14 protein-coding genes and 2 tRNA genes are annotated in these 16,159 nt (G+C 55.0%); 3 read left to right on the top strand and 13 right to left on the bottom strand.

Features of this window, described 5'->3' with window-relative positions:
* Positions 1-100 precede the first annotated feature (100 nt).
* The 8 genes from pnp to L2I46_RS08175 form a co-directional block, all read right to left on the bottom strand.
* Positions 101-2,236, bottom strand: a complete 2,136-nt coding sequence (gene pnp / locus L2I46_RS08210; RefSeq protein WP_023291115.1) for a polyribonucleotide nucleotidyltransferase — start codon at positions 2,234-2,236, stop codon at positions 101-103.
* 242 nt (positions 2,237-2,478) lie between these two features.
* Entirely contained in the window at positions 2,479-2,748 is a 270-nt protein-coding gene (rpsO, locus tag L2I46_RS08205) for a 30S ribosomal protein S15 (RefSeq protein WP_002918244.1), read from the bottom strand.
* A 147-nt stretch (positions 2,749-2,895) separates the two neighbouring features.
* A complete protein-coding gene (gene truB, locus L2I46_RS08200; protein ID WP_023291116.1) occupies positions 2,896-3,840 on the bottom strand; it encodes a tRNA pseudouridine(55) synthase TruB in 945 nt (314 codons plus the stop codon).
* Entirely contained in the window at positions 3,840-4,241 is a 402-nt protein-coding gene (gene rbfA / locus L2I46_RS08195) for a 30S ribosome-binding factor RbfA (protein WP_002918248.1), read from the bottom strand. The genes truB and rbfA overlap by 1 nt, the downstream gene beginning before the upstream one ends.
* A 102-nt stretch (positions 4,242-4,343) precedes the next feature.
* The gene (infB, locus tag L2I46_RS08190) at positions 4,344-7,034 is read right to left on the bottom strand and encodes a translation initiation factor IF-2 (protein ID WP_023291117.1); all 2,691 of its coding nucleotides are present in this window, start codon (positions 7,032-7,034) and stop codon (positions 4,344-4,346) included.
* A gap of 24 nt (positions 7,035-7,058) precedes the next feature.
* Positions 7,059-8,546 (bottom strand): transcription termination factor NusA, encoded by a 1,488-nt coding sequence (gene nusA / locus L2I46_RS08185; RefSeq protein WP_002918252.1) that lies wholly within the window; start codon positions 8,544-8,546, stop codon positions 7,059-7,061.
* A gap of 27 nt (positions 8,547-8,573) precedes the next feature.
* Positions 8,574-9,026: a ribosome maturation factor RimP gene (gene rimP / locus L2I46_RS08180; RefSeq protein WP_002918364.1), complete on the bottom strand. Its 453-nt coding sequence runs from the start codon at positions 9,024-9,026 to the stop codon at positions 8,574-8,576.
* A 208-nt stretch (positions 9,027-9,234) separates the two neighbouring features.
* Positions 9,235-9,311 (bottom strand) — tRNA-Met (locus tag L2I46_RS08175).
* A 307-nt stretch (positions 9,312-9,618) separates the two neighbouring features.
* Between L2I46_RS08175 and argG the strand changes: the two genes are divergently transcribed.
* The 3 genes from argG to L2I46_RS08160 all read left to right on the top strand — a co-directional run bounded on the left by argG (position 9,619) and on the right by L2I46_RS08160 (position 12,664).
* Positions 9,619-10,962 carry an argininosuccinate synthase gene (argG, locus tag L2I46_RS08170; protein WP_065805101.1) on the top strand — a complete coding sequence of 448 codons (1,344 nt, stop codon included), beginning with the start codon at positions 9,619-9,621 and terminating at the stop codon, positions 10,960-10,962.
* Positions 10,963-11,134: 172 nt separating this feature from the next.
* Positions 11,135-11,764, top strand: a complete 630-nt coding sequence (locus tag L2I46_RS08165) for a winged helix-turn-helix transcriptional regulator (RefSeq protein ID WP_023291118.1) — start codon at positions 11,135-11,137, stop codon at positions 11,762-11,764.
* A gap of 348 nt (positions 11,765-12,112) precedes the next feature.
* Positions 12,113-12,664 (top strand): YfaZ family outer membrane protein, encoded by a 552-nt coding sequence (locus L2I46_RS08160; RefSeq protein ID WP_032454172.1) that lies wholly within the window; start codon positions 12,113-12,115, stop codon positions 12,662-12,664.
* A 42-nt stretch (positions 12,665-12,706) separates the two neighbouring features.
* Here L2I46_RS08160 and L2I46_RS08155 read toward each other — a convergent pair whose 3' ends face one another.
* From L2I46_RS08155 to folP, 5 genes are all read right to left on the bottom strand, one after another.
* The gene (locus tag L2I46_RS08155; protein WP_072420646.1) at positions 12,707-12,955 is read right to left on the bottom strand and encodes a hypothetical protein; all 249 of its coding nucleotides are present in this window, start codon (positions 12,953-12,955) and stop codon (positions 12,707-12,709) included.
* A gap of 297 nt (positions 12,956-13,252) precedes the next feature.
* Positions 13,253-13,339: transfer RNA gene (locus tag L2I46_RS08150), tRNA-Leu, on the bottom strand.
* A gap of 9 nt (positions 13,340-13,348) precedes the next feature.
* Positions 13,349-13,678 (bottom strand): preprotein translocase subunit SecG, encoded by a 330-nt coding sequence (secG, locus tag L2I46_RS08145; RefSeq protein WP_002918369.1) that lies wholly within the window; start codon positions 13,676-13,678, stop codon positions 13,349-13,351.
* Between the two features lie 229 nt (positions 13,679-13,907).
* Positions 13,908-15,245 (bottom strand): phosphoglucosamine mutase, encoded by a 1,338-nt coding sequence (gene glmM, locus L2I46_RS08140; RefSeq protein ID WP_004206179.1) that lies wholly within the window; start codon positions 15,243-15,245, stop codon positions 13,908-13,910.
* Positions 15,238-16,086, bottom strand: a complete 849-nt coding sequence (gene folP, locus L2I46_RS08135) for a dihydropteroate synthase (protein ID WP_004206182.1) — start codon at positions 16,084-16,086, stop codon at positions 15,238-15,240. Before folP ends, glmM begins: the two co-directional genes overlap by 8 nt.
* Between the last annotated feature and the right edge of the window lie 73 nt (positions 16,087-16,159).

Raw genomic sequence — 16,159 nt, 5'->3', positions numbered from 1 at the left:
CCCGAAGACAACGATTGGATGAACGTCCTGTTCCCCGGCTGCAAACGAGGCGTCCTGCCCGTAAAACGCCCTCCGCAAAAGCGGAGGGCTAACGGCAACCTTACTCGCCCTGCTCGGCAGCCGGAACTTCCGGCGCTGCGGCAGACGGAGTCTGTTCAGTTGCTTCTTTGATGCTCAGACGGACACGGCCCTGGCGGTCAACTTCCAGAACCTTAACCGGTACTTCCTGACCCATCTGCAGGTAGTCAGTCACTTTCTCAACGCGCTTGTCGGCGATCTGCGAGATGTGAACCAGACCTTCTTTACCGCCGCCGATGGCAACGAACGCGCCAAAGTCAACGATACGGGTCACTTTACCATTGTAGATACGGCCAACTTCGATCTCAGCGGTGATCTCTTCGATACGACGGATAGCATGTTGTGCTTTGTCGCCGTCGGTCGCTGCGATCTTCACGGTACCGTCATCTTCGATTTCGATGGTGGTGCCGGTCTCTTCGGTCAGGGCACGGATAACAGAACCGCCTTTACCGATAACGTCTTTGATCTTGTCCGGGTTGATCTTAATGGTGTGGATACGCGGTGCGAATTCAGAGATGTCGCCGCGCGGCGCGTTAATCGCCTGCTCCATCACGCCCAGGATGTGCAGACGCGCACCTTTAGCCTGGTTCAATGCAACCTGCATGATTTCTTTGGTGATACCTTCAATTTTGATATCCATCTGCAGCGCAGAGATACCGTCGCGGGAACCCGCTACTTTGAAGTCCATATCGCCAAGGTGGTCTTCGTCACCGAGGATGTCAGACAGCACGACGAAGTTGTCGCCTTCTTTCACCAGGCCCATGGCGATACCCGCCACGGCGGCTTTCACCGGCACACCAGCGTCCATCAGCGCCAGAGAGGCACCACAGACGGAAGCCATGGAAGAAGAGCCGTTGGATTCGGTGATTTCAGACACCACGCGAACGGTGTACGGGAATTCGTCGATAGTCGGCATCACGGCCAGAACGCCGCGCTTAGCCAGACGACCGTGACCGATTTCACGACGCTTCGGAGATCCCACCATGCCAGTTTCGCCTACGGAGTACGGAGGGAAGTTGTAGTGGAACAGGAAGGAGTCGGTACGCTCGCCCATCAGTTCGTCGATGTTCTGCGCATCGCGTGCGGTACCCAGAGTCGCGGTAACCAGCGCCTGCGTTTCGCCACGGGTGAACAGTGCGGAACCGTGAGTACGCGGCAGAACGCCGGTACGAACGTCCAGACCACGGATCATATCTTTTTCGCGGCCATCGATACGCGGCTCACCGGCCAGCACGCGGCTACGAACCACGTTTTTCTCGATAGCGTGCAGGATTTCACCCAGTTCGTTAGCGTCCAGGGTTTCATCTTCTGCAACCAGCGTAGCGATGGTTTCAGATTTGATCACATCAACCTGAGCGTAACGCTCTTGTTTGTCGGTGATACGGTAAGCATCGCTCAGGCGGGATTCAGCCAGCGCAGCCACGCGCGCGTTCAGCGCTTCGTTGACGGCTTCCGGCTGCCAGTCCCAACGCGGTTTACCGGCTTCTTTCACCAGGTCGTTGATGTTCTGAATAACAATCTGCTGCTGCTCGTGGCCAAAGACCACCGCGCCCAGCATCTGGTCTTCGCTCAGCAGTTCCGCTTCGGATTCCACCATCAGCACGGCCGCTTCGGTACCGGCAACCACCAGATCCAGTTTGCTGGACTTCAGCTCTTCCTGGGTTGGGTTCAGTACGTACTGGTCGTTGATGTAACCCACGCGCGCGGCGCCGATTGGGCCATTGAACGGAATACCAGACAGGGACAGCGCTGCGGAAGCGCCGATCATCGCGACGATATCCGGGTTAACCTGCGGGTTAACGGAAACCACGGTGGCGATAACCTGAACTTCGTTAACGAAGCCTTCCGGGAACAGCGGGCGAACCGGGCGGTCAATCAGACGCGCGATCAGGGTTTCGCCTTCGCTTGGGCGGCCTTCACGACGGAAGAAACCACCCGGGATTTTACCGGCAGCGTAGGTACGCTCCTGGTAGTTAACCGTCAGCGGGAAAAAGTCCTGGCCTGGCTTCGCTTTTTTCTGGCCCACAACGGTCACGAATACCGCAGTGTCATCCATGCTAACCATCACAGCGGCCGTTGCCTGGCGCGCCATCATGCCGGTTTCCAGGGTCACGGTATGCTGGCCGTACTGGAATTTACGAACGATCGGATTAAGCAAAATTCTATCCTTTTTATCTATAAATCACGCCATATCCACGACATAGCGTCTATTGACCCGATCCTCTGCATCCTCGCGACTAATGACAACCTTTACCCGCCCCTGCGGATGAAGCCTCTCATTAGCCGCGCGAACCTCTGCATGAAGATCATTACTAGCAACAATACATGAGTTTTGAATGAATTGCTGCCGCCCGGTCGAAAAAAGGGGCCGTCAGGCCCCTTTTTCTGAAACTCGCAGAATTAGCGACGCAGACCCAGACGCTCGATCAGCGCAGAGTAACGTGCAACATCTTTACGTTTCAGGTAGTCGAGCAGTTTACGACGCTGAGAAACCATGCGCAGCAGACCACGACGGCTGTGGTGATCTTTTTTGTGCTCTGCAAAGTGGCCCTGCAGGTGGTTGATCTGTGCAGTCAGCAGTGCAACCTGAACTTCGGTAGAACCGCTGTCGTTTTCGCCACGACCAAACTCAGAAACGATTTTTGCTTTAGCTTCAACGCTTAGAGACATTTTAGAACTCCAAAATTAAAAGAAAGAAAGGGTGCCGATCTCTAATTCAGCGACCCCTGATGCAACGCCCGAAAATGTTAAAACACTTTAGCGGACGTTAAGCGGCGATATTCTACTCGTAGCAGGCTTTTATCGCAAGAAAAGCGCTTACGCCGGGTATTCCACCACCAGACGACGCGGCGCCACGCGGCCTTCATCGTCAATTTCGCCCATGCCGAGAAACTTGCCGGATTCGCTTTCCATCACCCGCACCAGCCCGTTAAGCGGCGCGCCTGACTGACGTACCGGGTTGCCGTTTTTAAAGTAGACCGCGGAGGTCTCCGGGATCGTCACCAGCGGATAGTCCGACGCCGGGCTGTCCATCGGCATCAGCAGCGGATCGAGCAGCTGCGCGGCAGGAATATCCTGCGCCGCCGCCTGATCGACCAGCGCCTGCAGCTGCTCGAGGGTCACCATCCGCTCAACCGGGTATTTGCTCACCGCCAGGCGACGCAGGAAAATCACGTGCGCGCCGCAGCCGAGCTTCTCACCTAAATCATCGATAATCGTCCGGATGTAGGTGCCTTTCGAGCAGTGGATCTCCAGCTCCAGTTCATCGCCTTCATGGCGAATAAACAGCAGCTCATAAACGGTAATCGGCCGAGCTTCACGCGGGACCTCAATCCCCTGACGGGCATATTCGTACAGCTTCTTGCCCTGATATTTCAGCGCCGAATACATCGACGGCACCTGCTGCGTCTCGCCGCGGAAGCTGTCCAGCGCCGCCGCCAGCTGTTCATCGCTAAAGGTCAGCGGGCGCTCTTCCACCACCTGGCCATCGGCATCGGAGGTATCGGTGCGCTGGCCAAGTTTAGCTATCACGCGGTAGCGCTTATCGGAGTCCAGCAGGTATTGGGAAAACTTGGTCGCTTCGCCAAGGCAGATCGGCAGCATACCGGTCGCCAGCGGATCCAGCGCGCCGGTGTGTCCGGCGCGATTGGCGTTATATATACGCTTTACTTTCTGCAGCACATCGTTGCTGGAGGCGCCCTGAGGCTTATCCAGCAGCAATACGCCGTGCACGTCGCGGCCGCGACGACGAGGACGACTCATCAGTCCTCCTTGCTGTCGTCCGGGTTCACACGACGCTCATCGTCGTGTTTCACCACGCTGGTGACCAGGTTGGACATACGCATCCCTTCCACCAGTGAGTTGTCGTAGAAGAAGGTCAGCTCCGGCACGATGCGCAGGCGCATCGCTTTCCCCAGCAGAGAGCGGATAAAGCCAGAGGCTTCCTGCAGCGCTTTGATGCCCGCTTTCACCGCGGCTTCATCTTTGTCGTTGAGGAAGGTGACATACACCTTGGCATAGGCCAGGTCACGGGACATTTCCACACCGGAAACGGTGGTCATCATGCCCAGACGCGGATCTTTAATTTCACGCTGCAGGATGATAGCAATCTCTTTTTGCATCTCCTGGGCCACGCGCTGCGGGCGACCAAATTCTTTCGCCATAATAAATTCTCCAGAATAAAGACAAAAAAGGGGCCTAAAGCCCCTTTTTAAAATGATTGCCGGGTGGCGCTTCGCTTCCCCGGCGGCTTAGCCATCCGATGATTAATCGATGCTACGCTGGATTTCGATGATTTCGAACACTTCGATCATATCGCCAACGCGAACGTCGTTGTAGTTCTTCACACCGATACCACATTCCATGCCGTTACGGACTTCGTTAACGTCATCTTTGAAGCGGCGCAGGGATTCCAGCTCGCCTTCATAGATAACCACGTTGTCACGCAGCACGCGGATTGGGTTGTGACGTTTGATCGTCCCTTCGGTAACCATACAGCCCGCGATGGCGCCGAATTTCGGCGATTTAAAGACATCACGCACTTCAGCCAGACCGATGATCTGCTGTTTCAGTTCCGGAGACAGCATGCCGCTCATCGCCGCTTTCACTTCGTCGATCAGGTTATAGATGACGGAGTAGTAACGCAGATCCAGGCTTTCCGCTTCGATAACTTTACGCGCAGAGGCATCGGCACGAACGTTGAAGCCAACCAGAATCGCGTTGGATGCTGCAGCCAGGGTGGCGTCGGTTTCGGTGATACCACCTACGCCGGAACCGATGATCTTCACTTTCACTTCGTCGGTAGACAGTTTCAGTAAGGAATCGGAAATCGCTTCGACAGAACCCTGTACGTCCGCTTTCAGCACGATGTTCACTTCGTGAACTTCGCCTTCGGTCATGTTAGCGAACATGTTTTCCAGTTTAGATTTCTGCTGACGCGCCAGCTTAACTTCACGGAATTTGCCCTGACGATACAGCGCCACTTCACGCGCTTTTTTCTCGTCACGAACCACGGTCACTTCATCACCGGCAGCCGGCACACCGGACAGGCCGAGGATTTCCACCGGAATGGACGGACCCGCTTCCAGCACTTCGCGACCCAGTTCGTCACGCATCGCACGCACACGACCGTATTCGAAGCCGCACAGAACGATATCGCCCTTGTGCAGCGTACCTTCGCGAACCAGAACGGTAGCGACCGGACCACGACCTTTATCAAGGAAGGATTCGATCACCGCGCCGCTCGCCATCCCGTTACGGACCGCTTTCAGCTCGAGTACTTCAGCCTGCAGCAGGATCGCGTCCAGCAGGTCGTCGATACCGGTACCGGCTTTCGCGGAGACGTGGACGAACTGGCTCTCGCCGCCCCACTCTTCCGGCAGGATGCCGTACTGGGACAGTTCGTTCTTCACACGGTCCGGATCGGCTTCAGGCTTATCGATCTTGTTCACCGCAACCACCACCGGCACCTGCGCCGCTTTGGCGTGCTGGATAGCTTCGATAGTCTGCGGCATCACGCCGTCGTCTGCCGCCACCACCAGAACCACGATATCCGTCGCCTGCGCACCACGAGCACGCATGGAGGTAAACGCGGCGTGGCCCGGGGTATCCAGGAAGGTGATCATGCCGTTGTCGGTTTCTACGTGGTAAGCACCGATGTGCTGGGTAATGCCACCCGCTTCGCCGGAAGCAACCTTAGTGGAACGAATGTAGTCCAGCAGCGAGGTTTTACCGTGGTCAACGTGACCCATGATGGTCACAACCGGTGCGCGCGGTTCAGCCGCCGCGCCGGTGTCACGGTCGCTCATTACCGCTTCTTCCAGCTCGTTTTCACGACGCAGGATAACTTTGTGGCCCATCTCTTCGGCAACCAGCTGTGCGGTTTCCTGGTCGATGACCTGGTTGATGGTCGCCATGGCGCCCAGCTTCATCATCGCTTTGATGACCTGCGAACCTTTCACCGCCATCTTGTTAGCCAGTTCGCCAACGGTGATGGTTTCGCCGATCACGACGTCACGGTTAACGGCCTGCGCCGGCTTCTGGAAGCCCTGCTGCAGAGCGGAACCTTTACGGTGCTTACCGCCTTTGCCGCCGCGAACGGCCGCACGGGCTTCTTCACGATCGGCTTTAGATTCAGCGTGTTTGTTGCCTTTCTTCGCCGGACGCGCCGCTTTGCTGCTACGGCTGCGGCTGCGGCCGCCTTCGACTTCACGATCGTTATCATCTTCAGCCTGACGAGCATGCTGTGACGTGGTGACGTGATAGTCGCTGGTGTCTTCCGGGCTGTCTGAAGTTTCAGACCAATTTTTTTCGTTTTCTTCTGCCATACGGCGTGCTTCTTCCGCTACACGGCGCGCTTCTTCTTCAAGTTTGCGGCGTGCTTCTTCTTCCGATTTGCGCTTCAGTTCCGCGGCTTCGTTCTCGCGACGGATCTTTTCAGCCTGGGCGGTTTTGGTCATTTCGTCGGTATGTTGATTGCTCACTTTGTCTTTTTCCGCAGCTTCACGTTTCGCTTTATCAGCGACTTCACGTTTAGCTTGTTCTGCGGCCTCACGTTCAGCTTTTAATTGCGCCTCGCGTTTCGCTGCTTCTTCAGCTTCACGACGGGCCTGCTCTTCCGCTTCACGCTGCGCCTGCTCTTCCGCGGCCAGGCGTTCAGCCTCTTGCGGATCGCGTTTCACAAAGGTGCGTTTCTTGCGGACTTCGATTTGTACCGATTTACTCTTTCCACCGGTACCTGGAATATTCAACGTACTGCGCGTCTTACGCTGTAACGTCAGCTTGTCTGGCGCCGAACCGTGCTCACGGTTCAGGTGCGTCAACAAAGTTTGTTTCTCTTGCGAGGTCACAGAATCATCAGCCGTTTTGCGGATGCCTGCGTCAGCAAATTGCTGTATCAGGCGATCCACAGAGGTCTGAATCTCTGAGGCCAGCGCTTTAATAGTCACATCTGTCATGCTGTTCCTTCCTGCTACAGTTTATTACGCTTCGTCGCCGAACCAACAAATGTTGCGAGCGGCCATGATGAGCTCGCCAGCTTTCTCGTCGGTCATCCCTTCGATATCAGCCAGGTCATCAACGCCCTGCTCGGCGAGATCTTCCAGCGTACAAACACCACGGGCAGCCAGTTTGAATGCCAGGGCACGATCCAGACCTTCGAGATTCAACAGATCATCGGCAGGTTTGTTATCTCCCAGGCTTTCTTCCTGAGCCAGCGCCAGCGTAGTCAGTGCGTTTTTCGCACGCTCACGAAGTGCTTCAACGGTGGCTTCATCCAGACCGTCGATTTCCAGCAGTTCTTTCATCGGCACATAGGCCAGCTCTTCCAGTGAGGAGAAGCCTTCTTCAACCAGCACTGTCGCGAAATCTTCATCAATATCGAGATATTTGGTGAAGGTATCGATAGCGGCATGCGCTTCCGCCTGGTGCTTAGCCTGCAGATCGTCAACGGTCATCACGTTGAGTTCCCAGCCGCTAAGCTGCGAGGCCAGGCGGACGTTCTGACCGTTACGGCCAATCGCCTGCGCCAGGTTGCCCGCTTCTACCGCGATATCCATGGTGTGTTTATCTTCATCCACCACGATGGACGCGACGTCTGCCGGCGCCATAGCGTTAATCACGAACTGCGCCGGGTTATCATCCCAGAGGACGATATCGATACGCTCGCCGCCCAGCTCGGTGGATACCGCCTGCACGCGCGCGCCGCGCATACCGACGCAAGCGCCAACCGGGTCGATACGCTTGTCGTTGGTTTTCACCGCGATTTTGGCACGAGAGCCCGGATCGCGAGCTGCCGCTTTGATCTCCAGCACTTCTTCACCGATTTCCGGCACTTCGATGCGGAACAGTTCGATCAGCATCTCAGGTTTGGAACGGGTCACGAACAGCTGGGCGCCACGCGCTTCCGGACGGACGGCGTACAGTACGCCGCGAATGCGGTCGCCCGGACGGAAGTTTTCACGCGGCAGCATATCTTCACGCAGGATCACGGCTTCAGCGTTGTTGCCCAGATCCAGAGTGATGTTGTCGCGGTTCACTTTTTTCACCACGCCGGTGATGATCTCACCTTCGTGCTCGCGGAACTGATCGACCACCATCGCGCGCTCGGCTTCGCGAACTTTCTGCACGATAACCTGTTTAGCGGTCTGGGTGGTGATGCGGTCGAAGGTGACAGATTCAATCTGATCTTCGACGTAGTCGCCGACGTTCATGCTTTCATCTTCGAAACGCGCGGCTTCCAGCGTGATCTCGCGCGTCGGCTGGGTGACTTCTTCTACAACCAGCCAGCGACGGAAAGTGTCGAAATCGCCGCTCTTACGGTCGATTTCAACGCGAACGTCGATCTCTTGTTCGTATTTTTTCTTGGTGGCCGTTGCCAGCGCGCTTTCCAGCGCTTCGAAAATTTTCTCACGCGGCAGCGCTTTTTCGTTGGAAACGGCTTCAACAACAGCCAAAATTTCTTTGTTCATCGGGGCCTTTCACCTCAATCCAGACTGTTAAAAGTGGGGAACCAGGTTCGCCTTCTGGATGTTACTCAGCGCGAACACTTCATCTTTGCCTTCGACGGTTACCGTGATCATTTCACCGTCTACCGCTTTGATAATGCCCTGCCATTTGCGACGGTTCTGAACCGCCATGCGCAGCACCAGCGCAACTTCTTCGCCAGTGAAACGTTGATAGTGTTCGGCGGTGAACATCGGACGGTCGAGACCAGGCGAAGAGACTTCCAGGTTGTAAGCGACAGTGATCGGGTCTTCGACATCCATGACGGCGCTTACCTGGTGGCTCACATCAGCACAATCATCAACGTTGATGCCATCTTCACTATCAATATAGATGCGCAGTGTGGATGTGCGACCGCGAATAAATTCGATGCCGACCAGCTCAAAGCCAAGCGCTTCAACCGGCGCAGTGAGCATCTCTGTCAATTTTTGCTCTAATGTGGACAAACCCACCCCCAAGACATAAAAAAAGGGCGTATAGCCCAGTTATTCTGAAGTCAGATAACAAAAAACCCCGATAAATCGGGGCTTTAGATAACTGAACCCTGAGATCGCCATGGCGATCTGGAACACCTTCCGCAAGAATTCTTTCAAATTCGGCTACGAAGGACACCTAGTCCTCACAGTATATTTGAAAAAGTACTTAATGGGAAAGTGGTTGCGGGGGCCGGATTTGAACCGACGACCTTCGGGTTATGAGCCCGACGAGCTACCAGGCTGCTCCACCCCGCGCCTGAAACGTGGCATATTTTACTCTTTTTGAGCAAAAGACGCAAATACTGCTGGGATTTGGTACCGAAGACGGGACATAAAATCGGGATGAATTGTAACGACAATTAGTATATTTTGTCAACATGCATTTTATCGCCCCCGATTGCCGTTTGTGCTGGTATTTCAGGCTTTTTTAGCAAAAAGATGATGAAGCCCTTCCTGTCACCAGTAAAAGATGGTTAAATGAATACTCACAATTAATGCATAAAAATGCAGTTAAGGTTGTTGGGTCGAACTCACCACAGTCTATCGAGCAGGGTTTTATTTTATGACGACGATTCTCAAGCATCTCCCGGTTGGTCAACGTATTGGTATCGCTTTCTCTGGTGGACTGGATACCAGCGCCGCGCTGTTATGGATGCGCAAAAAAGGCGCCGTGCCTTATGCATATACCGCTAACCTGGGTCAACCGGACGAAGACGACTACGATGCTATTCCGCGCCGCGCGAAAGAGTACGGCGCCGAAGGCGCCCGTCTGATCGACTGCCGCAAACAGCTGGTCGCAGAAGGGATCGCCGCGATTCAGTGTGGCGCTTTCCATAACACCACCGGCGGGTTGACCTACTTCAACACCACGCCGCTGGGCCGCGCGGTCACCGGCACCATGCTGGTAGCGGCAATGAAAGAAGACGGCGTCAACATCTGGGGCGATGGCAGCACCTATAAAGGCAACGATATCGAACGTTTCTATCGCTACGGCCTGCTGACCAACGCTGAACTGCAGATCTACAAACCGTGGCTGGACAGCGATTTCATCAATGAACTCGGCGGCCGTCACGAAATGTCCGAATTTATGATCGCCTGCGGCTTTGACTACAAAATGTCGGTCGAGAAAGCCTATTCCACCGACTCCAACATGCTCGGCGCTACCCACGAAGCGAAAGATCTGGAGTATCTGAATTCCAGCGTCAAGATCGTCAACCCGATTATGGGCGTAAAGTTCTGGGACGAAAACGTGAAGATCCCTGCGGAAGAGGTCACCGTACGTTTTGAGCAGGGTCACCCGGTAGCGCTTAATGGCAAAACCTTCGCCGATGACGTCGAGATGATGCTGGAAGCCAACCGCATCGGCGGTCGTCACGGCCTGGGCATGAGCGACCAGATCGAAAACCGGATTATCGAAGCGAAAAGCCGCGGCATTTATGAAGCCCCGGGGATGGCGCTGCTGCATATCGCTTACGAGCGTCTGCTGACCGGTATTCATAACGAAGATACTATCGAGCAATATCACGCTCACGGTCGCCAGCTGGGCCGTCTGCTGTATCAGGGCCGCTGGTTTGATTCCCAGGCGCTGATGCTGCGTGATTCGCTGCAGCGCTGGGTCGCCAGCCAGATCACCGGCGAAGTCACCCTTGAGCTGCGTCGCGGCAACGACTACTCGATCCTCAATACGGTATCAGACAACCTGACCTATAAAGCAGAGCGTCTGACCATGGAAAAAGGCGATTCCATGTTTACCGCTGAAGACCGTATCGGCCAGCTGACCATGCGTAATCTGGATATCACCGATACCCGCGAGAAGCTGTTCGGCTACGCGCAGTCTGGCCTGCTGAGCGCCTCCTCAGCGACGGGTTTACCGCAGGTTGAAAATCTGGAAAACAAAGGCAAATAATCGCCTGACGATGTTTGCTCTCTGCCGGCGGCTCTCCGCCGGCTTTTTTATTTTTTGTTACCAGTCTGCACCAGAAAATTCGAAAAGAGGCATTATTTCCTTATCGCCTGGTCAGCAAAATTGTTGACTATAATATCCTCAATTGATTAATTCGTATCTGGTGATAAACATCATGAATATTAAACCGCCTATCAGGCCGCAGAAGGCCATTGACCGATTGATCGATGTGCTTGAGCCACACGCGACGCCCGTTAACGCGATCGCCAGAAAAAGACTCACGTGGGAATATAAAGGCAAAACCCAGCTCTTTATTTTTAAAAAAGGCGAGTTGTCGATTATTCGTAATTCCGACAGGCTCTTGATGGTGACCGTCTATGAACCCCACCTTTTCGGCGTGGCGGAAATGCTGCAGCCCAGCCGCAGTCATAGCCTGCGTGCAGAGGTCTCATCCGAGCTACTACGTATCGACTACGATCTGGCGTCGGCGCTATTTCGTCAGCATAATCTGTGGGAAGAAGTGACAATCCTGCTGGCCTATCATACCTCGTATATGGTGTATCGTGACGATTTGGTCTTGCAACAGCGAACCTATTCGGTGATCCGTAACCATCTGCTGGAAATGATGCTCTTAACCGAAGAGACACGACAGCGCGTATCTATTCTTGAATATATTCAGGACCGGACTCATCTCTCACGCAGCAGTATTCTTAATGTCTTGTCAGCCTTAAAGAAAGGCGGTTATATTGCCTTTGCCCGGGGGGGTTATTTACAAAGCATTGCCTCACTTCCTGAAAAATTCTGACTCGCGCCAACCTCTGTCATTTGTGGCTATTCATCTCACAGCTGAAGTTGTTTAAATTTAAACCAATAAACGCTAACGGTAACAAAAAAATAATTTTAAGCTAACTACCTGAGTTACCGGAGGACATCCTGTGCCGGGCACGACCAGCAGACAGCCATACAAGGCGTGCATCGCCGGGCCTGCGCAGGTGCAGGATATGCCGCCGGCAATCGGCCAGGCGTGAGCAGCGGTAGCGGGAGTTGATCCCCTCTCCTACCGCCTGCTCGACCATAACGATGAGATCCAAAAACCCGTTAATTTTGCCCGAACACCCGTATCGGGCTTTTTTTTATCTGAAGGAATTCAACAATGAAGTCTATTGCTCCAAAAATGGTAGCCCTGATGATCGCCGTGGGGGCCAGCGGCGCCGCCTGCGCATCCGTTAATCTGCATGGTGAAGCCGGTAGCGAGTTTACCAATCTGTCTGCCAGCTTTGGCGCCGGGGAACCTGGAATGACGTTCAATACCCAGTGGGCGCATAGTGACAATGACGGCGACACCATTGGACTGGGTATGGGTTATAACTTCAACCTCGGGCCTTTCCTTATGACGCTGGGCGGTAAAGGCATCTATCTGAACCCTAAAGATGGGGATGAAGGCTACGCCATCGCCGCGGGTGGCGGAGCAGAGCTCCCTCTCGGCCAGTACTTCACGCTCTTCGGTGAGGGCTATTACTCGCCGGACTCGATGTCCAGCGGCGTCGATGATTATGTGGAGGCCAATGCCGGGGTACGCCTTAACGTGCTGCCGTCGCTGAATATCGAAGCAGGCTATCGATATATCGATATGGCGGGGAAAGACGGCCATCGCGACAACACCCTCGCCGACGGGGCCTACGCCGGGGTTAACTTCCGCTTTTAATCCATGCACAGGGATTGCCATCCGGCAGTCCCTGCTTCATTCTTAACTGGCCTGCGGCACGCTTTTCAGTACGCGGTTAATCTCCTGCAGGCCAGCAACATTATTCTCTTTGCGGTAAACCTCATTCATGGACGCCATCTGCTCCAGGCGGGTCAGAGCGCCATACACCTGATACGCCTCGCTGTGTCTGTCGAACACATCGCGGCGCTCAACATCCTGCAGATAATGGCTTTTCAATGAATGGTTAAGGCGGCCAATCAGTGCCGTATTGTCCTGGAAATAGCGCGTCACCGCCTGGGGATTATTCGCTGCAACGCCAGGCTCACTGTATGATACCGGTACGGTTAGCGCATTAATCGTCTCCACCGTTTTGGATGGCGATGTTGAACTGCATCCCGCTAAACCGAGCGCGCCGGCGACGATAAGCAACCCGATCTTGTTCATTGTGTCACTTCACCTCTGTTGATTAGACGTGGCGACTTTAACGACAGTAAAAGGCGGGAGCCAGTGAAGAGATGTTTATTAATAAATGACCGGTGGGGATAAAAACAAAAAAAGACGCTTTTCAGCGTCTTTTTTCTGGAATATTGGTACCGAGGATGGGACTCGAACCCACAAGCCCGTTAGGGCACTACCACCTCAAGGTAGCGTGTCTACCAATTCCACCACCTCGGTACAGAATACTTAGTGCGGGATATCGCTGGTCGGCTGAGCCGGCGCAGTTGGCTGAGTTTGCTCTGTTTTCGGCGCGCTCAGGTTATCCCACTCACTTCCTTTACTGGTCTTGTTGCTGTTGATGTTACCCAGCGCCAGACTGATGATGAAGAACAGCGCAGCCAGGATGCCGGTCATACGGGTCATGAAGTTACCAGAACCGCTGGACCCAAACAGTGTGCCGGAAGCGCCTGCACCGAAGGAGGCTCCCATATCAGCGCCTTTACCTTGCTGCAGCATAACCAGACCTACGAGGCCAATCGCTACAATAAGGAAAACAACCAAAAGAGCTTCGTACATAATCAACCTGTTCCTTGCGGATTCGCCGCATACCAAGTGCTTCGACCAATAAAGCGGGACGTTTTAACGTTTCCCACTGAAGCGGGTGTGAATACTAACCAAAGCGAATGACCTTCGCAAGGGCAATTTCGACACATTGTATCAACTGCAGAAAAAAACAGCAAAAAGCCGGTGTTCGATCATAAAAAAGGCGGCAAGCGCCGCCTTTTTAACCACTTAGCCGACAAGCTTAGACGCTTTTTACCGCTTCGGCGATGCGATGCGCAAACTCGTGCACCTGATCTTCATGCTCGCCTTCCACCATGACGCGGATCAGCGGTTCCGTACCCGATTTACGCAGCAGGACGCGGCCACGCTTACCTAACGCCGCTTCCACTTCTGCGGTCACCGCTTTGACATGCTCATTCTCCAGAGGGTTACCGCTGCCCTCGGTAAAGCGCACATTCACCAGCAGCTGAGGGAACATCTTCATGCCGCTGCACAGGTCATGCAGGCTCATATGGTTGCGTACCATCGCCGCAACCACCTGCAAACTGGCGACAATGCCATCGCCGGTGGTGGTTTTATCCAGCAGGATCACGTGGCCGGAGTTTTCCGCACCGATGCGCCAGCCTTTTTCCTGGAGCATCTCCAGCACATAGCGGTCACCCACCTTAGCGCGGGCAAACGGGATGCCCAGCTGCTTGAGCGCCAGCTCCAGGCCCATATTGCTCATCAGCGTACCGACGGCGCCGCCGCGCAGCTGTCCCTGACGCAGCCCTTCCCGGGCGATGATGTAGAGGATCTGGTCACCATCGACTTTATTGCCTTCGTGGTCAACCATGATCACCCGATCGCCATCGCCATCGTAGGCAATGCCCAGATCGGCTTTTTCCGCCAGCACGCGCGCCTGCAGCGCCCGCACGTCGGTGGCCCCGACCTCTTCGTTGATGTTGAGGCCATCAGGCTCGCAGCCCATCGCGATAACCTGGGCGCCCAGTTCGCGGAAAACATTGGGCGCAATGTGGTAGGTTGCGCCGTGCGCACAGTCCACCACCACTTTCAGCGTGGAGAGGCTCAGCTCGTTAGGAAAGGTGCCTTTACAAAACTCAATGTAGCGGCCCGCGGCATCGACGATGCGGCTGGCTTTACCCAGCTCAGCCGAGTCCACACAGGTGAGTTCTTTCTCCATTTCGGCTTCAATCGCCTCTTCCACATCATCCGGCAGCTTGGTGCCCTCAATGGAGAAGAACTTGATGCCGTTGTCGTAGAAAGGGTTATGTGAAGCGGAGATGACGATCCCCGCCTCGGCGCGAAAGGCGCGCGTCAGGTAGGCGATCGCCGGCGTTGGCATTGGCCCGGTGAACGACGCAGAGAGCCCCGCTGCCGCCAGCCCGGCTTCCAGCGCCGATTCCAGCATATAGCCCGAAATACGGGTATCCTTGCCGATGATAATTTTACGCGAGCCGTGACGCGCTAACACTTTGCCCGCCGCCCAGCCGAGCTTAAGCACAAATTCCGGAGTGATCGGCGCATCGCCGACGCGGCCACGAATACCATCGGTGCCAAAATACTTGCGGTTACTCATAACGTTTTTTTCCCTTAGCGGCGAGAGTGGCTTCCACCACGCGCAGCGCTTCTACCGTTTCTTTGACATCATGGACGCGGATAATCTGCGCGCCCTGCATTGCTGCAATGACGGCACACGCCAGGCTGCCGTTCAGCCGTTCCGACGGCCCGACGTTCAGCAACTGACCTACCATCGACTTACGCGACATACCGACCAGCAGCGGCAGACCAAAGTGATGAAACTCTCCCAGCCTGGCCAGCAGTTGATAATTGTGGGTGAGATTTTTACCGAAACCGAATCCCGGGTCGAGCAGCAATTTTTCTTTTGCGATCCCTGCCTGTTCGCAGCGCACGATGTGTTCATTAAAAAAGCGCTCCACATCGGCGAAGACATCCTCATACTTCGGCGCCTCCTGCATGGTTTTCGGCTGTCCCTGCATATGCATCAGACACACCGGCAGCCCGGTTTCCGCCGCAGCCTGCAACGCGCCGGGTTCGGTCAGCGAACGAATATCGTTAATGATATGCGCCCCTGCCCGGGCGGATTCGCGGATAACCTCCGCTTTGGAGGTATCCACGGAGATCCACACCTCAAAGCGCTGGGCGATAGCCTCCACCACCGGGATCACCCGCGCAAGCTCCTCTTCCACGCTAACCTCAGCCGCCCCTGGCCGCGTCGATTCACCGCCGATATCAATGATGGTCGCCCCGGCGTTGATCATCAGATTGGCATGCTTCACCGCCTCAATCAGCGAATTATGGGCGCCGCCATCGGAGAAGGAGTCAGGCGTCACATTAAGAATACCCATCACGTGGGGGTGAGAGAGATCGAGGGTTGAGCCCTGGGCTACAAGTTTCATCACAAAATCCCTGAGACTGAAGAGGTTAAAAAAGAAAAACCCCGGAGCGGGCGCCCCGGGGTTTTAAGGTTAA

The organism is Klebsiella sp. 2019SCSN059 (genome assembly GCF_021739525.1).
Taxonomy (GTDB): Bacteria; Pseudomonadota; Gammaproteobacteria; order Enterobacterales; family Enterobacteriaceae; genus Klebsiella; species Klebsiella quasipneumoniae.
The sequence above is the reverse complement of the archived record's forward strand: the minus strand, read 5'-3'. Positions and strand labels throughout refer to the sequence as shown.